Annotated in this window: 19 protein-coding genes; 14 read left to right on the forward strand and 5 right to left on the reverse strand. The window is 71.3% G+C overall.

Features of this window, described 5'->3' with window-relative positions; genetic code table 11:
- Positions 1–233: 233 nt before the first annotated feature.
- From ACFWVP_RS06415 to ACFWVP_RS06425, 3 genes are all read right to left on the reverse strand, one after another.
- Positions 234–893, reverse strand: coding sequence for a LuxR C-terminal-related transcriptional regulator (locus ACFWVP_RS06415; protein WP_384494364.1), 660 nt, complete (start codon positions 891–893; stop codon positions 234–236).
- A 298-nt stretch (positions 894–1,191) separates the two neighbouring features.
- Entirely contained in the window at positions 1,192–2,556 is a 1,365-nt protein-coding gene (locus tag ACFWVP_RS06420) for a sensor histidine kinase (protein ID WP_384494090.1), read from the reverse strand.
- 245 nt (positions 2,557–2,801) lie between these two features.
- Positions 2,802–3,992, reverse strand: coding sequence for a sensor histidine kinase (locus tag ACFWVP_RS06425; RefSeq protein WP_384494092.1), 1,191 nt, complete (start codon positions 3,990–3,992; stop codon positions 2,802–2,804).
- 169 nt (positions 3,993–4,161) lie between these two features.
- On the opposite strand from ACFWVP_RS06425, the gene ACFWVP_RS06430 reads away from it, so the two are divergent.
- The 14 genes from ACFWVP_RS06430 (at position 4,162) to ACFWVP_RS06495 (ending at position 16,878) form a co-directional block, all read left to right on the forward strand.
- A complete protein-coding gene (locus ACFWVP_RS06430; RefSeq protein WP_033297557.1) occupies positions 4,162–4,563 on the forward strand; it encodes an NADH-quinone oxidoreductase subunit A in 402 nt (133 codons plus the stop codon).
- A complete protein-coding gene (locus ACFWVP_RS06435; RefSeq protein ID WP_384494094.1) occupies positions 4,554–5,189 on the forward strand; it encodes an NADH-quinone oxidoreductase subunit B in 636 nt (211 codons plus the stop codon). The genes ACFWVP_RS06430 and ACFWVP_RS06435 overlap by 10 nt, the downstream gene beginning before the upstream one ends.
- Positions 5,186–6,778, forward strand: a complete 1,593-nt coding sequence (locus tag ACFWVP_RS06440) for an NADH-quinone oxidoreductase subunit C (protein WP_384494095.1) — start codon at positions 5,186–5,188, stop codon at positions 6,776–6,778. The genes ACFWVP_RS06435 and ACFWVP_RS06440 overlap by 4 nt, the downstream gene beginning before the upstream one ends.
- Entirely contained in the window at positions 6,775–7,743 is a 969-nt protein-coding gene (locus ACFWVP_RS06445) for an NADH-quinone oxidoreductase subunit H (RefSeq protein ID WP_384494097.1), read from the forward strand. The genes ACFWVP_RS06440 and ACFWVP_RS06445 overlap by 4 nt, the downstream gene beginning before the upstream one ends.
- The gene (locus ACFWVP_RS06450; protein ID WP_384494099.1) at positions 7,743–8,342 is read left to right on the forward strand and encodes a NuoI/complex I 23 kDa subunit family protein; all 600 of its coding nucleotides are present in this window, start codon (positions 7,743–7,745) and stop codon (positions 8,340–8,342) included. Before ACFWVP_RS06445 ends, ACFWVP_RS06450 begins: the two co-directional genes overlap by 1 nt.
- Complete coding sequence (locus tag ACFWVP_RS06455; protein WP_384494101.1) at positions 8,339–8,890, forward strand: NADH-quinone oxidoreductase subunit J; 552 nt, start codon at positions 8,339–8,341, stop codon at positions 8,888–8,890. Before ACFWVP_RS06450 ends, ACFWVP_RS06455 begins: the two co-directional genes overlap by 4 nt.
- Entirely contained in the window at positions 8,890–9,315 is a 426-nt protein-coding gene (gene nuoK / locus ACFWVP_RS06460) for an NADH-quinone oxidoreductase subunit NuoK (protein WP_384494103.1), read from the forward strand. The genes ACFWVP_RS06455 and nuoK overlap by 1 nt, the downstream gene beginning before the upstream one ends.
- A complete protein-coding gene (locus ACFWVP_RS06465; protein ID WP_384494104.1) occupies positions 9,312–11,312 on the forward strand; it encodes an NADH-quinone oxidoreductase subunit L in 2,001 nt (666 codons plus the stop codon). Before nuoK ends, ACFWVP_RS06465 begins: the two co-directional genes overlap by 4 nt.
- Before the next feature lie 27 nt (positions 11,313–11,339).
- A complete protein-coding gene (locus ACFWVP_RS06470; RefSeq protein ID WP_384494365.1) occupies positions 11,340–12,890 on the forward strand; it encodes a NuoM family protein in 1,551 nt (516 codons plus the stop codon).
- A complete protein-coding gene (locus ACFWVP_RS06475) occupies positions 12,887–14,419 on the forward strand; it encodes an NADH-quinone oxidoreductase subunit N (protein ID WP_384494106.1) in 1,533 nt (510 codons plus the stop codon). Before ACFWVP_RS06470 ends, ACFWVP_RS06475 begins: the two co-directional genes overlap by 4 nt.
- 92 nt (positions 14,420–14,511) lie before the next feature.
- Positions 14,512–14,982, forward strand: a complete 471-nt coding sequence (mscL, locus tag ACFWVP_RS06480; RefSeq protein ID WP_384494108.1) for a large conductance mechanosensitive channel protein MscL — start codon at positions 14,512–14,514, stop codon at positions 14,980–14,982.
- A 289-nt stretch (positions 14,983–15,271) separates the two neighbouring features.
- Positions 15,272–16,135: a zinc metalloprotease HtpX gene (htpX, locus tag ACFWVP_RS06485; protein WP_384494109.1), complete on the forward strand. Its 864-nt coding sequence runs from the start codon at positions 15,272–15,274 to the stop codon at positions 16,133–16,135.
- Positions 16,132–16,524 carry a YccF domain-containing protein gene (locus ACFWVP_RS06490; RefSeq protein WP_384494110.1) on the forward strand — a complete coding sequence of 131 codons (393 nt, stop codon included), beginning with the start codon at positions 16,132–16,134 and terminating at the stop codon, positions 16,522–16,524. Before htpX ends, ACFWVP_RS06490 begins: the two co-directional genes overlap by 4 nt.
- 81 nt (positions 16,525–16,605) lie before the next feature.
- Positions 16,606–16,878, forward strand: a complete 273-nt coding sequence (locus tag ACFWVP_RS06495; protein ID WP_384494111.1) for a GlsB/YeaQ/YmgE family stress response membrane protein — start codon at positions 16,606–16,608, stop codon at positions 16,876–16,878.
- Between the two features lies 1 nt (position 16,879).
- On the opposite strand, the gene ACFWVP_RS06500 is transcribed toward ACFWVP_RS06495, so the two are convergent.
- Both ACFWVP_RS06500 and ACFWVP_RS06505 read right to left on the reverse strand, forming a co-directional pair.
- On the reverse strand, positions 16,880–17,605 hold the full coding sequence (locus ACFWVP_RS06500) for an alpha-ketoglutarate-dependent dioxygenase AlkB family protein (RefSeq protein WP_384494367.1): 726 nt from the start codon (positions 17,603–17,605) through the stop codon (positions 16,880–16,882).
- Positions 17,605–18,123 carry a methylated-DNA--[protein]-cysteine S-methyltransferase gene (locus ACFWVP_RS06505; RefSeq protein ID WP_384494113.1) on the reverse strand — a complete coding sequence of 173 codons (519 nt, stop codon included), beginning with the start codon at positions 18,121–18,123 and terminating at the stop codon, positions 17,605–17,607. The genes ACFWVP_RS06500 and ACFWVP_RS06505 overlap by 1 nt, the downstream gene beginning before the upstream one ends.
- Between the last annotated feature and the right edge of the window lie 127 nt (positions 18,124–18,250).

Here is an 18,250-nt window from a genome sequence, read left to right on the forward strand (position 1 = left end):
CTCGGGGCGGCGGCTCGGGACCGGCCGGCCCGCCGGCGGTCCAGGCCCCACCCTACTTCTGTAAGGGTCGCCTTCCTTGGACCGATCATATGGTGGACGCGTTTTCGAGACATCGGTTCGTCACGCTTTGCCATGGTCACGGACCCCCAAGCCGTCGGACGAACACCCCTCGGTGCTCATACTTTCGTTGTAGGCCTGGGTTTTCGCTGTACTGCCGCTAGATCATCCGACTTTCACGAGTTGAGATAGGTGAGAACAGCCAGAACACGCCGGTGATCCCCGTCACTGGGGGAAAGTCCCAGTTTCTGGAAGATGTTGCTGACGTGTTTTTCCACCGCTCCGTCGCTGACCACCAGCTGTCTGGCCACGGCCGAATTCGTGCGGCCCTCCGCCATCAGACCGAGGACCTCACGCTCGCGCGGCGTGAGCCCCGCCAGCACGTCCTGCTTGCGGCTGCGGCCCAGCAGCTGCGCCACGACCTCGGGGTCCAGTGCCGTGCCGCCCCGCGCCACCCGCACGACGGCGTTCACGAACTCCCTGACCTCGGCGACCCGGTCCTTGAGCAGGTAGCCCACACCCGAGCTGCTGCCGGCCAGCAGCTCGGTGGCGTACTGCTCCTCGACGTACTGCGACAGCACCAGCACCCCGATGTCCGGGTAGTCCTTCCGCAACCGCACCGCGGCCCGCACCCCCTCGTCGGTGTGGGTCGGCGGCATCCGCACATCGGCGACCACCACGTCGGGCAGCGCGTCCTGCGCCGCGAGGTCGCCCACCGTCCTGATCAGCGCCTCGGCGTCCCCGACCCCCGCCACGACGTCGTGCCCGAAGTCGGTCAGCAACCGGGTGAGTCCCTCCCGGAGCAGTACCGAATCCTCGGCGATGACGACCCGCACTCTGTCCTCCACGACGCTGTTGTCCCCCACTGTCGGTGTGTTGCTCGTGTACGCCGCTGTACGCGCCGCCCCTACGCCGTCCAGCATCCCAGGATCCGGCGCCCGGATGGGCTGTACCGCGGACCTGCCCGCCTGCCCGCCTGCCCGCCGGTCCGCCGGTCCGCCCGCGCCGGTGGTTGCGCGCGCCGGTGCACCCCAGGCGCTCGGCAGCGCCCCGGAGCCATGAGGGCGTCCGGGGCGCTGCTGTCGGTGGCCTGTGGGTGCGGGGCCGGTGGCCCGTGGGTGCCGGCCGGGCGGTTCAGCCCCGCCAGGGCAGTTCGGCGGTGACCGTCGTCGGACCGCCCGCGGGGGAGTCGACGAGGAGGAGACCGTCAACCGCGTCCAGGCGCTCGGTCAGCCCGGCCAGGCCGCTGCCCGACGAGACGTCCGCCCCGCCGAGCCCGTTGTCGGTCACCTGGAGCATCAGCCGGTCCGCGGTACGCCACACGTCGACCGAGGCGCGGGTGGCCCGGGCGTGCTTGCTGACGTTCTGGAGGAGTTCCGAGACGGTGAAGTAGGCGATGCCCTCGATGGCCTGTGCGGGCCTCGAACCGAGGTCGACGGACACGTTGACGGGGACGGTGCAGCGGGAGGCGATGGCGGAGAGTGCGGCGTCGAGTCCTCGGTCGGTGAGGACGGCGGGGTGGATGCCCCGGGCGAGGTCGCGGAGTTCCTGGAGGGCGACCTTGACCTCTCCGTGGGCCTCGTCGACCATGCGGGCGGCGGCTTCGGGGTCGTCGGTGAGTTTCTCCTTCGCCAGGCCCAGATCCATGGCGAGGGCGACGAGGCGGGCCTGGGCGCCGTCATGGAGGTCGCGTTCGATGCGGCGCAGGTCGGCGGCGGCCGTGTCCACGACCACCCCCCGGTCCGACTCCAGCTCGGAGACCCGGGTCGCCAGCCGGGAGGGACCCAGCAGACCGGCGACCATCAGCCGGTCGACGGACGCCAGCCCACGGATGATCCACGGCGTGACCAGGACGATCCCCAGACCGGCGGCGCAGGTCACGGCCAGCTCGAAGGGCGAGTCGAGGTAGACCTGGTGCGTACGGTCCCCGTACAGCTGGATGCCGTCGATCCCCGCGTACACCGGGAAGACCCAGTGCCACAGCGGGTAGGTGAACGCCGCCCATCCGTACGACCAGAACGTCAGCGCGACGCAGAAGGCGAACACGGCCCACGGGAAGTGCAGCAGCGCGTACAGCAGATGACGCCAGGACGCCCCGCTCTTCAGCACGGCCCCGACCCAGGACATCAGGCCGCCCGTCTTCCCCCGCAACGGCTCCGGATCCGGTACGTCGAGCTTCAGCAGCCCGCGCGCACGGCCCCGCTCCAGCACGCCGAACCCGCGGCACATGACGAGTCCGGCGGCGAGTATCGGAATGCCGAGGAAGGTGATGAGCATGCCCAGCCCCAGCGACGTCATCGTCACCGCGAAGCTGAACAGCACCACGCTGATCGGCAGGCTCAGGAGCAGATAACCCAGCTCGCGCCAGGTCCGTGCCTCGACGGGCGCGCGGAGCGCCGCCGGGAGGAGGTGCTTCGTCCGGGGTGCCGGCGAAGGGTCGCCCGATCCGGCACCGGTCCTGTGATGGTCCCGCGTGTCCGGTCCGTATGCCGTGGCCATGAGTGGCGTCCGTCCGTTTCTTCCGAGCGGGAACTCCCCGCGGGCCTGTACTTCGGCTGATAGCTCAAGACTGCTGTGCCGGGCGGCGCCGCACCATGAGGGCGGTCTCCGTATCCGGCCGGGGGTTTTCCCCACCCCTGGGGCCGCCCGGGCACGCGGGGGGTCTCCGGGGCATGCCCGGATCGCGGGGCCCGCGGGATCTGTGGGGACCCGCGGGGGCCTCCGGTGCCGTACGTGGCCCGCGGTCAGGCGGGCTTCACCGCGACGTCCGTACGGTCCCGCCAGGGCAGTTCCGCGGTGACCACGGTGGGCCCGCCCTCCGGGGAGTCCAGGACGAACAGCCCGTCGACCGCCCCCAGCCGCTCCGCCAGTCCCGCCATGCCCGTACCGCCGTCCAGCCGCGCACCGCCGGCCCCGTCGTCCTGGACCTGGATCAGCAGCCGGTCCCCCGAGCGCCATACCTCGACCGAGGCCGACCGGGCACGGCTGTGCTTGCTGACGTTCTGGAGGAGTTCCGAGACGGTGAAGTACGCGATGCCCTCGATCGCCTCCGCCGGCCGTCCGGGCAGGTCGACGGACACGTTGACGGGGACGGTGCAGCGGGAGGCGATGGCGGAGAGTGCGGCGTCGAGTCCTCGGTCGGTGAGGACGGCGGGGTGGATGCCCCGGGCGAGGTCGCGGAGTTCCTGGAGGGCGACCTTGACCTCTCCGTGGGCCTCGTCGACCATGCGGGCGGCGGCTTCGGGGTCGTCGGTGAGTTTCTCCTTCGCCAGGCCGAGGCCCATGGCGAGGGCGACGAGGCGAGCCTGGGCGCCGTCGTGGAGGTCGCGTTCGATGCGGCGCAGGTCGGCGGCGGCCGTGTCCACGACCACCCCCCGGTCCGACTCCAGCTCCGCGATCCTGCGTTCCAGTTCGTCCGAGGGCGACAGCAGCCCGCGCGCCATCGCACGGTCCGCGTTCGTCAGCCCCCGCGCGATGAACGGCAGCACCGGCCAGAGCACGAACAGACTCACCAGCGTCACGGCGAACGTCACCACGCCCCACGGCAGCCGCATGAACGAATACAGCAACGCCCGCCATGCCACCGGGTCCTTCAGCGCCGACCACAGCCAGGCGAAGAAGCCCGCGTCCCGGCGGCTGAGCGACATCGGACTCGGCTCGTCGATCCGCACCCCGAGCATGCCCCGCGCCCGGCCCCGCTCGGCCCGGCCCAGTCCCCGGGCACCCTGCAGCCCGAGGGCGAGCAGCGGCAGTCCGACCACGGTGACCGAGAGCCCCACACCCACACCGACGAGGAACACGGCGTAGACGAATCCGGCGATCGCCATCGGCAGGTTGGCCAGGAGATAGGCGATCTCCTTCCACGTCCACCCGTCGAAAGCGAAGCGGGCGCGTGGGGGGAGGTCGTTGTCCGGCATGGCGGGGCTCATGGTCATACCGCAAGCCTGCCGGGCCGGGGGCGCCCACGCCATGGGGTTCGTGGGTGGGGGCGAAGTAGGGATAACCCCACCAGATGTGTGACGCGGCTGCTTACCCTCCCTTTAACAGGGCCTAGACTCCCGTGCGTACAGACCGTCGAACAGGCTGAGGGAGCGAGGGGCGGACGTGGCGGACGTGCCGGGACCGACCGTTCTCGCGTCGGACTACTTCCAGAGCTACTCAGTCGTCGGACTGCTCGCCGTGGTCGGCGTGCTGTTCGTCGCCGTCGCCTTCGGGGCCGGCCGACTGCTCAGGCCCGTGGTCCCGACGCCGGAGAAACTCCTCACGTACGAGTGCGGCGTGGACCCCGTGGGGGAGGGCTGGGCCCACACCCAGGTCCGCTATTACGTGTACGCCTTCCTGTACGTGATCTTCGCCGTCGACTCGATCTTCCTGTTCCCGTGGGCGACGGTGTTCGCGGCGCCCGGATACGGTGCGACGACGCTGGTGGAGATGTTCATCTTCCTCGGCTTCCTGGCCGTGGGACTGCTCTACGCATGGAAGAAGGGCGTCCTCGAATGGGCGTGACGAGCCGGCCGAACCCCGAACCCCCCGTTTCGCTGCCCGACCCGACGACGCTGCCCGAGCCGCAGAGGCTCGGCGTGCTGTCCCGGCTCGCGCCCGAACCGATGAAGGTGGTCCTCAACTGGGGCCGCCGCTACAGCCTCTGGGTCTTCAACTTCGGACTCGCCTGCTGCGCCATCGAGTTCATCGCCGCCTCCATGGCGCGCCACGACTTCATCCGGCTCGGTGTGATCCCCTTCGCGCCCGGCCCCCGGCAGGCCGACCTCATGATCGTGTCCGGCACGGTGACGGACAAGATGGCCCCGGCCGTGAAGCGGCTGTACGAGCAGATGCCCGAACCCAAGTACGTCATCTCCTTCGGCGCCTGCTCCAACTGCGGCGGCCCGTACTGGGACTCGTACTCGGTGACGAAGGGCGTCGACCAGATCATCCCCGTCGACGTGTACGTACCCGGCTGCCCGCCCCGGCCCGAGGCGCTGCTCCAGGGCATCCTCAAGCTCCAGGAGAAGATCGCCCGCGAGTCGCTCGCCGACCGGTACGCCACCGGGGGCGCGGCCCGGCCCTCGGCCGCCGCCCTGCGCAGCGGTCTCGTCGCCGCCCCGCAGACGCCGGGGGAGGAGCCGAAATGACTGCCGCGGACACCTATGACCGGCTGCCGGACGCGGTCACCGACATCTTCGGCGCGGACGCCACCGCCACGTACGCGTACGACCTGCTCACCGTCGACGTCCCCGCCGCCGCCTGGACCGACGCCCTCGAAACGGCCCGTGACGCACTGGGCTGCACCTACTTCGACTGGCTGAGCGCGGTCGACGAGGGCACCGCCTTCCGCGTCTGCGCCCATGTCGCGGCGCTGGGCGACGGTACGGTCCGGCGCCTGCTCGTCCGCACGACCGTGCCGCACGAGGCCGCCACCCTGCCCAGCGCCATCGGCGTGTACGCGGGCGCGGAATGGCACGAGCGCGAGACGCACGAAATGTTCGGCATCGGCTTCGAGGACCACCCGCACCTGGTCCCGCTGCTGCTGCCCGAGGGCTTCGAAGGCCACCCACTGCGGAAGGACTTCGTCCTGGCGGCCCGGGTCGCCAAGGCCTGGCCGGGCGCGAAGGAACCGGGCGAGTCCGAGCACGGTGGGCCCAAGCGGCGCACGATGCTGCCGCCGGGCGTGCCCGACCCGAACGAGTGGGGCCCGCTCAAGGGCCAGCTCCCGCCCGCCCAGGCCCGCCCCGCCAGGGCAGCCCGCGCGGCGGGCGACCGGCCGGTACGCCGGGCCCGCAGCGTGACCGAGGGCTCGGCGGCACAGCGGCCCGCGGGGGACGCAGCGGCGGACGCGGCTACTGGGGCGGGTACGGGTACGGACGCGGCGGCCACGCCGCCGGCGCGCCGCACACGCAGCGCGTCCCAGGGCTCGGCCTCCCAGACCACGGACCCGGCGTCGAAGCCCGCCCCGTCCGACCCCGCACCGTCCCGGCAGGCCGAGGCACCCGCCACCGGGGCACCGGCTGACACCGGGTCGGCCGGCACCGGGTCCACGGGCTCCCGGCAGCCTCGCGCGGTCCGCAGCACGGACGCACCCTGGCACCACGCCCGCCCCGCTTTCGACGGCGCCCCGGCGTCGGATTCCGGCACCCGGGGGTCCGGCACTCCGGACTCGGGGACTCCGGCCGACGACTCCGCAACGCCCGCCCCGGAACCCGGCCCCGCGTCCGAGCCGCAGCCCGAGGCCAGCGAGCCGAGGTCCGGGCCCACGGAGCAGGAGCCGGAGTCCACCGAACCCGAGGCGGGGCCCGCCGAACATCAGGCGGGATCCGCCGAAACGGAGTCGGTGTCACGGCCCGAGGAGCCGGCGTCCGCGAAGCCTGCCTCGCCGAGCGAGGACCGAGCCGCCGAGCCCGAAGAACGGCAGGCGGAGCCCGAAGAACGGCAGGCGGAAGCCGGGAGCGAGCCCGAGTCCGCACCGACACCGCAGCCCCAGGACGCCGCCGACACCACGCCAGATGCCGCGCCGACGTCTGAAGCCGCGCCCGGGCCCGGCGGCGACAGGCGGCCTGATTCCGAGCCCGAGCGCCGCGCCGACACCGGGCCAGCCCCCGATGCCGCGTACGCCGCCGACGCCGCGCCGGACCCTGCGCCCGACCCCGACCCCGACCCCGACCCCGACGCCGGGCCAGGCCCCGCGCCCCGAACCGACCGTCCCGCCGGAGGCGATACCGCGTGAACGACGTACTCGACGTCGCCCTCCGGCTCCTCATCGTCTTTGCCGTGTTCATGGTCGTCCCGCTGATCGTGGGGCAGGCCGAGCACAAAGTGATGGCTCACATGCAGGGCCGCCTCGGCCCCATGTACGCGGGCGGGTTCCACGGCTGGGCCCAGCTCGTCGCGGACGGGGTGAAGTTCGTACAGAAGGAAGACGTCGTCCCGGCGGGCGCGGACCGCCGTATCTTCCAGCTGGCCCCCGCCGTCGCCCTCCTCCCGTACCTCCTCGTGATCGTCGCCATCCCGATCGGCCCCGGCGAGGGCGCGGTCGGTCAGGTCGTCGACGCGGGCATCTTCTTCGTCCTCGCCGTCATGGGCGTCGGAGTGCTCGGCTCCCTGATGGCGGGCTGGGCCTCGGCCAACAAGTTCTCCCTGCTCGGCGGCCTCCGTACCGCCGCGCAACTGCTCGCGTACGAGCTTCCGATGCTGCTCGCCGCCGCCTCGGTGGCCATGGCGGCCGGTACCGTCTCGCTCCCCGGCATCCTCAACGCCTTCGAGTGGTGGTGGCTGCCCTGGCAGATCGTCGGCGCCCTCGTCTTCTTCGTGGCAGGGCTCGCCGAACTCCAGCGCCCGCCCTTCGACATGCCGGTCGCCGACTCGGAGATCATCTTCGGCGCGTACACCGAGTACACGGGCCTCCGGTTCGCCCTGTTCCTGCTCGCCGAGTACGCCGGGATCGTCGTCCTGTGCGCGCTGACCACCGTCCTCTTCCTCGGCGGCTGGCACGGCCCGCTCGGCGCCGACGGGCTCGGCTGGGTCTGGACCCTGCTCAAGACGGGCATCCTCGCCTTCGTCGTCATCTGGCTCCGCGTCACCTATCCCCGACTGCGCGAGGACCAGCTGCAGAAGCTCGCCTGGACCACGCTCATCCCCCTCGCCCTCGCGCAGATCGCGCTCACCGGCATCGTGAAGGTGGCGATCAACTAGTGCCTCCGATCCCCGGCGCAGGCCTGGCCAAGGGTCTCGCCGTCACCCTGCGGACCATGACGAAGCGCACCGTCACGGCTCAGTACCCGGACGTCCAGCCCGAACTGCCGCCCAGGACCCGCGGCGTCATCGGGCTGTTCGAGGAGAACTGCACGGTGTGCATGCTCTGCGCCCGTGAGTGCCCTGACTGGTGCATCTACATCGACTCCCACAAGGAGACGGTGCCCGCGGCCGCCCCCGGTGGCCGCGAGCGCAGCCGCAACGTCCTGGACCGCTTCGCGATCGACTTCGCCCTCTGCATGTACTGCGGTATCTGCATCGAGGTGTGCCCCTTCGACGCACTGTTCTGGTCGCCGGAGTTCGAGTACGCCGAGACGGACATCCACGAGCTCACCCATGAGCGCGACAAGCTCCGCGAATGGATGTGGACCGTGCCCGAGCCGCCGGCGCTCGACCCGGGAGCCGAGGAGCCGAAGGAGATCGCGGCCGCCCGCAAGACGGCGGAGAAGCTCCAGGCAGCCCAGGAAGCCGAACAGGCAGCGGAACGGAACGCCGAGCAGGCCTCCGAAGGCGACACGGAACAGGGAGGGCAGGCATGACCCTGGCAGTCGTCGGCCACCCCGGCTTCCTCTCCCCGACCGGCGTCGAGATCGCCTTCCTCCTCGTCGGTGTCGCCACCCTCGGCGCGGCGGTCATCACCGTCACGACCAGGCAGCTGGTGCACGCGGCCCTCTGGCTCGTCGTCGCGCTCGGCGGTCTGGCCGTCGAGTACCTCCTGCTCACGGCCGAGTTCATCGCCTGGGTACAGGTCCTGATCTACGTCGGTTCCATCGTCGTGCTCCTCCTCTTCGGGCTGATGCTCACCCGAGCGCCCATCGGCCGTTCCCCGGACGCCGACTCGGAGAACCGATGGATCGCCCTCGGCGTGGCCGGCGCCTCGGCGGCCGCCCTCGTCTGGGTCGTCGTGGACGCCTTCCGCACGACCTGGATCGACCTGGACGGCCCCGCCCAGGGCTCCACCGAGGCCACCGGCGCATTCCTCTTCCGGCACTGGGTGCTGCCCTTCGAGGCGCTCTCCGTCCTGCTGCTCGCCGCCCTCGTCGGCGCGATCGTCCTGTCCCGCAAGGACCGAGAGGACAAGAGCTGATGCACCTCGCCTATCCCGCCGTGCTCGCCGCCCTCCTCTTCTGCACCGGTCTGTACGGCGTACTCGCCCGCCGCAACGCGATCCTCGTCCTGATGTCCGTCGAGCTGATGCTCAACGCCGTCAACCTCAACCTGGTCGCCTTCGACGTCTGGCTCCGCGACGCACTCCACTCCGGCCAGGCGCTCACCCTCTTCACCATCGCCATCGCCGCAGCCGAGATCGGCATCGGCCTCGCGATCGTCCTCGCCGTCTACCGCAACCGGGGCAGCTCGGCCATCGACCGCCTCCGCGACACCGCGGAGACCGACGAGGCCGAAACGCTCCCCGGCGACGAGGAAACCGGCGACGAGGACACCGCTCACGGCACCGCAGACCAGGCCACTGCTCCGGCAGGGAAGGCAAAGAAGGCAGAGGCCACCGCGTGACCACCACGACCCTCGCCGTCCTCGTCCCCCTCCTCCCCTTTCTGGGCGCGGCGGCCGGACTCCTCCTCGGCAGGACCGCCCCCGGCTTCGCCCGCCCCCTCGCCGTCCTGCCCACCCTCGCCGCAGCCGTCATCGCCGTCGTCGTCGCGGTACGCCAGGGCGGCGGCCCGGCCATCGACGCCGCGACCCAGCTCACCCCCACCGGCTCGGTCCCCATCGACCTCGCCCTGCACCTCGACGGCTTCGCCGTCCTCGTGGCCGTCCTCGTCGGACTCGTCGCCACCTGCGTGCAGATCTACTCGACGGCCTACCTGCGCGACGACACCCGGTACACCTCGTACGCGGCCCTCGTCTCCCTCTTCACCTCCGCGATGCTGCTCGTCGTCTACTCCGGCGACCTGATGGTGCTCCTGGTCGGCTGGGAGATCATGGGCATCTGCTCGTACTTCCTCGTCGGCCACTACTGGGAGACGCCCGAGGCCCGCGCCGCCTCTCTCAAGGCGTTCCTCGTCACCAAGCTCGGCGACGTCCCCTTCCTCATCGGACTGTTCGCCCTCGCCGCCGACACCGGCACATTCCGCATCACCGGCATCCTGGCCGCCGTCACGAACGGCGGACTCGACCACCCCACCCTCATCGCCCTGCTGCTCCTCGCGGGCGTCGCCGGAAAATCCGCGCAGTTCCCCCTGCACACCTGGCTGCCCGACGCGATGGCCGGCCCGACCCCCGTCTCCGCGCTCATCCACGCAGCGACGATGGTCGCCGCCGGTATCTACTTCGTGGCCCGGCTCCTCCCCGTGTTCGCCGCCTCCGGTGCGGCCCTCGTCGTCCTCGCCGTGATGGCGGCCGTCACGATGATCGGCTCCGGACTCGCCGCACTCGCCCAGGACGACATCAAACGCGTCCTCGCGTACTCGACCATCGGCCAGCTCGGCTACATGTCCGGCGCCCTGGCCGTCGGCGACCGCGGGGCCGCCGTCTTCCACCTCATCTCCCACGGCGCGTTCAAGGCCGTGCTCTTCCTGGCGGCCGGCGTCGTCATCCACGCCGCGGGAACCAACTCACTCGCCGCCATGTCCCGCATGGGCGGCCTCACCAAGCGGATCCCCGACGCCTACTGGACGATGACCGTCGCCCTCCTGGCACTCGCCGCGATCCCCCCGTTCGCCGGCTTCTTCTCCAAGGAAGCCGTCCTCGTGGCCGCCGAGCACACCGCCCTCGGCGACCGCGACATCGCCCCGGCCGCCGCCGGCTGGACGATCCTCGTCGCCGGGCTCCTCGCCGCGGTCCTCACCGCCGCCTACGCCACCCGCCTCTGGCTCCTCGCGTTCCGCGGGCGTGGCCCGGAGGCACCCGACCACGGCAAGCAGCCCGTCGCGATGACCTCCGTCCTCTGGGTCCTCGCCGTCCCCACGATCGCCTTCGGCCTCACCGCCGGAGTCATCACCGACTGGTTCGACGGACACAGCCTCACCCCGACCCTGACGACCGCGGTCCTCTCCACCGGCGTGTGCCTCGTCGGCGGACTCGTCACCTACGGGGCCTGGCGCCACACCACGGCAATCGCCGACCGCCCCCCGGTCGGCGCGGTCGCCGCCCACCCCGACGCCGAACCCGCCCTCGTCGAAGTCGAGGCGATGACGTCACACACCGCCGCGTACGGCACCATCGCGGACGCCCCCGACCCGTCAGACCCCGGCCGTCTCCTCCTCGGCCCCCTCCACCGCCACGCGGTCACCGGCTTCCACCTCGACGCCCTGTACACGAAGCTCTTCGTCAGCCCCGTCCAGGCCGCCGCCCGCCTCGTCCGCTTCCTGGACCGTGAGGTCGTCGACACGTACGTCCGCGGCTCGGGCAGCCTCGCCCGCGGACTCGGCACCGCGGTCCGCCGCGCCCAGACCGGCAACGTGCAGACCTACCTCGGCGCGCTGCTCGCCGGAACCCTTGTCCTGGCGATCGCCGCCGTCGTCTTCGCCAACGTCAACGCCGGGGCGTGAACCGTGATCGATATCAGCGCATCCGTGATGCAGTTCCTTCTGGCGTTCATCGTCGCCGCCCCGCTCCTGGGCGCCGTCGCCGCGCTCCTGCCCGCCCCGCCCGGGCTCAGGGGCAGGAACCCCGACCAGGCCGTGCTCCGCCACGGTGTGACCGTCACCGGCGCCGTGCTCATCGCCGCACTCGTCCTGGCCGCCGGCTTCGACCACGACCACCCGTCGAGGATGCAGGCCACCACCGACATCAGCTGGATCCCGGCACTCGACGTCCGGATCCACCTCGGCACCGACGGCATCTCGCTCCCCCTTCTCGTACTGACCGCGCTGCTGACCTTCCTCTGCGCGCTCTACAGCTACTTCAAGCTGCCCACGGGCCCGTCCCCGAAGGCATTCGTCGCACTCGTCCTCGTCCTGGAGTCCGGCACCCTCGCGACCTTCGCCGTCCTCGACCTGCTGCTGTTCTTCCTGGCCTTCGAGATGGTCCTCATCCCGATGTACTTCCTCATCGCCCGCTGGGGCGGCGACCGGAAGCAGCCCGCCGCCTGGAAGTTCATCCTCTACACCCTGCTCGGCTCCGTCGTCATGCTGCTGGGACTGCTCCTCATCGGACTGAAGAGCGGCACCTTCGACATGGTGGCACTCGCCACTGACAACGGCCGTGGCCTCACCGCGTCCGTGCAGGTCATCGCCGTACTCGCGATCGGGATCGGCCTCGCCGTGAAGACCCCGATGTGGCCGCTCCACAGCTGGCTCCCCGACGCCCACACCGCGGCCCCGACCGTCGGCTCCGTACTCCTCGCCGGCGTCATGCTGAAGATGGGCACATACGGATTCGTGCGCATCCTGCTCCCCATCACCCCCGACGGGATGCGGACCTTCGCGCCCTACCTCGCCGCCTTCGCCGTCGTCGGCATCATCTACGGATCCCTGGCCTGCCTCGCCCTCGCCCGCCCCGGCGCCAAGGGCGACCTCAAGCGCCTCATCGCGTACTCCTCGGTCGGCCACATGGGCTTCGTGCTCCTCGGCATCGCGACCATGACCCCCACCGGCGTAAACGGCGCGCTCTTCGCCAACATCGCCCACGGCCTCATCACCGGTCTGCTGTTCTTCCTGGTGGGCGCCGTCAAGGACCGCTACGGCACGGCGGACCTCGACACCCTCGCCGGAGCCACCGGAGCGGCCCTCTACGGCCGCACCCCCCGACTCGGCGGCCTCCTCGCCTTCGCCGCGATCGCCTCGCTCGGACTGCCCGGCCTCGCCGGATTCTGGGGCGAGATGCTCACCCTGTTCGGCGCCTTCGACCCCGCCGAGGGCCTCAGCCGCCCGGCGTTCCTCACCTTCATGTCCATCGGCGCGTTCGGCACCCTGCTCACCGCCGCCTACATGCTGATCGTCGTACGCCGCGTCTGCATGGGTGAGAAGCGCGAGGAGCCGCACCCGGTCGCCGACATCCGGAGCTACGAACTCGCCGCCTGGACCCCCCTCGCAGCGCTCACCGTCCTCGCCGGCCTCTGGCCCGCCGTCCTCCTCGGCCTCACCGACCCGGCCGTGCAGAAGCTCCTCGCAGGAGGCAAGTCGTGACCGTGGCAGCCGACAGCGCAACCGGGGCGGCGAGCCTCGTCCAGTCCGTCGACTGGCTCGCGATCGCACCACCCGTCACCGCCGCCACGGTGGCCCTCCTCATCCTGGTCGCCGACCTCTTCGTCGGCGAACGGCACAAGCCGCTCCTCGGCTACGGCGCCGTGGCCGGACTCGTCGCGGCGCTCGCCCTCCTCATCCCCCTGCGCGCCGGGGACCGCTCCACCTTCTGCCTCACCGGCCCCGTCCAGGCCTGCAGCTACACCGCCGACCACTTCGCCCTCGTCATCCAGGCCCTCGTGCTCGGAGGCGCGCTGCTCACCGCACTGCTCTCCATCGGCGACACGCGCAAGCTCCCCGCGGGTGAGTTCTGGTTCCTGCTGCTGTGCTCCGCGGCGGGAGCCGCGCTCCTGCCGGCGGCCCGCGACCTCGCCACGCTCGTCGTGGCCCTCGAAGTCGCCTCGCTCCCCGCCTTCGCCCTCGTCGGCATCAAGCGCGGCGACCGGCGGTCCTCCGAAGCGGCCCTGAAGTTCTTCCTCTCCTCCGTCGTCGCCACCGCCGTCATGCTCCTCGGCGTCAGCTTCGTCTACGCGACCACCGGCACCCTGCACCTCACGGAGATCGCCGCACACCTCGACGACGTACCCGGCCGGTTCGACACCCTCGCCAAGGCCGGGGTCGCCCTCACCCTCGTCGGCTTCGCGTTCAAGACCGCCGCCGCGCCCTTCCACTTCTGGGTCCCCGACACCTACGTCGGAGCCCCGCTCCCCATCGCCGCCTACCTCTCGGTCGTCGGCAAGGCGGTCGGCTTCTCCGGCCTCATCCTCGTCACGGTGATCGGCTTCCCGTCCTACGCGGACGTCTGGGGCCCCGCCCTCGCCGTCCTCGCCGCCCTCACCATGACCGTCGGCAACGTCGCCGCGCTCCGGCAGAGCGCCACCCGCGCGCGCAGCGCCGTACGCCTTCTCGCCTGGTCGTCCGTCGGTCAGGCGGGCTACCTCCTCGTCCCGATCGCCGCCGCCGCGTACTCCAGCGACGAGCAGATCGGCTCCACGGTCGCCTACGCCCTCATGTACGCCGTCGTGAACCTCGGCGCCTTCGCCGTGGCCGCCCTCGTCGCCCGGACCCACCCGGGCAACCGCATCAGCGACTACCGCGGTCTCTACGCCACCCGCCCCCTGGCCGCACTCGCCATGGGCTTCTTCCTGCTCTGCCTGGCCGGTCTGCCGCCCGGCATCATCGGCCTCTTCGCGAAGGTCACGGTCTTCTCCGCGGCCGTCGACGCCGGACTGGGCTGGCTCGCCGTCGTCATGGCCGTCAACGTGGTGATCGCGCTCTACTACTACCTCCAGTGGACCGCGGCACTCTTCCGTTCGCCGGAGACGGCCGACGGCGAGCAGCCTCCCAGGCCGCCGAAACACCGTGCTCCCGCGCCGCTCACCACCGTTATCGCCCTCACCGCCGTGATCGGGGTCGCACTCTCCGGCGCACCCCAGCTCGTCCTCCGCTTCGCGGCCGTCAACCTCTTCTGACGCCCGCAGGATCGGCTTGCTCCCTAAGGTGCGCACGGGGCATGGTCATGCCTGCACGCGTCACCCAAGAAGAGCGAAGAGGAGCCAGAGCGGTGCTGAACGGGTTCAAAGACTTCATCCTGCGCGGAAACGTCATCTCCATGGCCATCGGCCTCGCAGTGGGAGCCGCCTTCACCGCCGTGGTCACCGGCTTCAGCAACGCGTTCATCGTGCCGCTGATAGGTCTCCTCACCCGGGGCACCGGCGACTTCGGCAAGGCCACCTTCACCGTGGACGGCGCGATCTTCCCGTACGGCCTGTTCATCAGCGCCGCCATCGCCTTCCTCATCACCGCCGCCGTCCTCTACTTCCTGGTCGTCGTCCCCATGGCCAACGTCCAGAACCGCTTCGCGACGAAGGAAGAAGAAGAGAAGGCCGACATCAAGGCCGCCCTGCGCGACTGCCCCCGCTGCTTCACCGAGATCCCCGCCGTCGCCACCCGCTGCGGCCACTGCACCAGCGACGTCGAGCCGGACGCCGAGGCCCGCGCGCTGGCAGGCCTCCCCCTCCCCGCGCAGCGCTGACCGGCACGACGACGCGGCACGGGGTCACGGCAGAGGCACGGCACCGGTTGCCACAGACGTGGCCACCCGCCCGGCACGGGCGCGGCCACCCGCCCGGCACGGGCGCGGCCACCCGTACGGCCCAGGGGCGGATCCACTCGGATCCGCCCCTTCCGTCTTTGCCTCCGGGCCTCCGAGCACAAGGGAACTAGCTCCCCTCGCCTCGCGTTGACCAGTACGGGAGGCTCCACTGGGGAGTGGAGCACCACCGAGCAAGGGTTCCCCTGCTGCACCATTTGGAGGGCGTACCGTGCACCGCCGGCACAACGGGCTGAAGACCGCCGTACTCCTCGGCGGACTGTCCGCACTCATCATCGTCATCGGCAGCTTCTTCGGACGCACCGGCCTCGTCGTGGCCCTCCTCGTCGCGCTCGCCACCAACGCCTACGCGTACTGGAACAGCGACAAGCTCGCCCTGCGCGCCATGAGGGCCCGCCCCGTCAGCGAATTCGAGGCGCCACAGCTCTACCGCACCGTCCGAGAGCTCTCGACCGCGGCCCGACAGCCCATGCCCCGGCTCTACATCTCCCCGACACAGGCACCCAACGCCTTCGCCACCGGCCGCAACCCGCGCAACGCCGCCGTGTGCTGCACCGAGGGCATCCTCCAGATCCTCGACGAACGCGAACTGCGCGGCGTCCTGGGCCACGAGCTCAGCCACGTCTACAACCGCGACATCCTGATCTCCTCCGTCGCGGGAGCCCTCGCCTCCGTCGTCATGTTCCTGGTCAACTTCGCCTGGCTGATCCCCGTGGGCCGGTCCAACGACGACGAGGGCCCCGGCATCGTCGGCATGCTCCTGATCATGATCCTCGGCCCGCTCGCGGCCTCCGTCATCCAGCTCGCGGTCAGCCGCTCCCGCGAGTACGAGGCCGACGCGGCCGGAGCCCAGCTCACCGGCGACCCGCTCGCCCTCGCGAGCGCCCTGCGCAAGCTCGACGCCGGCACCAAGCAGCTGCCCCTGCCGCCCGAACCGAGGATCGAGACCGCGAGCCACATGATGATCGCGAACCCGTTCCGGCCCGGCCGCGGCATGTCCAAGATGTTCTCCACCCACCCGCCCATGGCGGAACGCATCTCCAGACTCGAGCAGATGGCAGGGTATCGACCATGAAGACAATCCTGAACGTCATATGGCTGATCCTGTGCGGCTTCTGGATGTTCCTCGGCTACGTCGCCGCGGGCGTCCTCCTCTGCATCACGATCATCGGCATCCCCTTCGGCCTGGCCGCGTTCCGCATCGGCGTCTACGCCCTCTGGCCCTTCGGCTACACCGTCGTCGACCGCAGGGACTCCGGGAGCCCCTCGTTCATCGGGAACATCCTCTGGCTGATCCTGGCCGGCTGGTGGCTCGCACTCGGCCACATCTTCACCGGCATCGCCCTGTGCGTCACGATCATCGGAATCCCGCTGGGCATCGCGAACTTCAAGCTGATCCCGGTCTCCCTGATGCCCTTCGGCAAGGAGATCGTCCGCAGCGACCAGCCGTTCGCGACGCGGTAGACGGGCAGCGCCCCGGGCAATCGAACCTGCCCCCACGAGCGCCCTGGCTTGCGGGAACACGTGACGGGTAGGTTCGCGCACATGAGCATCATCAGCTGGATCATCCTCGGACTGCTGGCCGGGGCAATCGCCAAGTTCCTCCTGCCGGGCCGCGACCCCGGCGGCATCATCGGCACGACCCTCATAGGCATCGTGGGCGCCTTCCTCGGGGGCTGGCTGTCGTCCCGCTTCCTCGACCGGCCGATCAACACCGACTTCTACGACACGGCGACATGGATCGCGGCCGTCGCCGGCTCGCTCGTCCTGCTGATCGCCTACCGGCTGCTCTTCGGCAACTCCCGCGACCGCCGCTGACCTACGCCCCGCCCCACTCGCCCGACCGAGTCCCGCGCGAGCCCGTCCCGCCCAGGCCCGTCTCGCGCAACGTCAGATTGAGCCGGCCGGCCCGCATCCCCGACGCGGGACCGGCCGTTCCCTCGAACACCTTGGTCACCCCGTGGAACGCGTAGCGCGACGGACCGCCGAACACGAACAGATCGCCGGAGGCCAACTCCACGTCCGTGTAGGGCCGTCCCCGGTCCTCCGTGTTCCCGAAGCGGAACAGGCAGGTGTCACCGAGGCTCAGCGACACCACGGGAGCACCCGACCGCTCGTCCTTGTCCTGGTGCATCCCCATCCGCGCCGCACCGTCGTAGAAGTTCACCAGCGCGGAATCCGGCGCGTACGCGGCGCCCGCCTCCGCGTCCCCGTACGCGTCCGCCACCGCGGCCCGCCCCAGCTCCGCGAGCCACGGCGGGAAGGCGGCGACCCGCGCCCCGTTGACGTCGTCGGCCGTCCGCACGTACCGGTACGGCACCCAGTGCCACCCCAGGCTCACCGTCCGCACCGACATCACCGCCCCGCCCGGCAGCACGCTGTGCCGCAACGGCACAGGGCCCCGTGCCCACTCCCGGCACGCCTCCACCAACTCCCGCTGCCGTACCTCCGACAACCACCCCGGCACATGGACCGCCCCCGGCGCCACGACCGCCCGCGGTCGCGGGAACAGCCCGTCGGACGCGTACGGCACCCCGCGGGACATCACCTGCACGCCAGGGCGCCCTCGAGCTCCAGCAGCCGCTCCTTGCGCTCCACGCCGCCCGCATAGCCCCGCAGGGCCCCGTCCGCCCCGATCACCCGGTGGCACGGCCGCACGACCAGCAGCGGATTGCGCCCGATCGCCGTCCCCACGGCCCGCACCCCGGCCCCCGCGGAACCCACCTGCGCGGCGATCTGCCCGTACGACACCGTCCGCCCGTACGGAATGGTGTCCAGCGCCCGCCAGACCCGCCGCTGGAAGTCCGTGCCGACGCCGTCCGCGTACGCGACGTCGAAGCGGGTCGACCGCCCCTCGAAGTACGCCTCCAACTGCCGTGCGACCTCGCCGAACAGCTCAGGAGCGTGCCGCCAGCCGTCCCGCACGACCGCGGCGCCCTTCTGCCCCGGCAGCGACAAGGAGGCCAATGCCACCCCGCCCGCCCCACCCGTTGCGGCCCGCTCCTCGCCGGCCAGCAACAACTCACCCAGCGGGCTGTCGACCTTCGCGTACACCGTCGTCATCACTCGTCACACTCCCTGCCCGGCGGCCCGCGTGAACCGGGCCCGCGCCATCCCCGTACACACGAGTCTGCGACCTCCACCGCGTCCCGACCGGCGGATTTCGGACATCGCACACGCGGACGGGGCG

This window comes from Streptomyces sp. NPDC058637, assembly GCF_042717325.1.
Classification (GTDB): domain Bacteria; phylum Actinomycetota; class Actinomycetes; order Streptomycetales; family Streptomycetaceae; genus Streptomyces.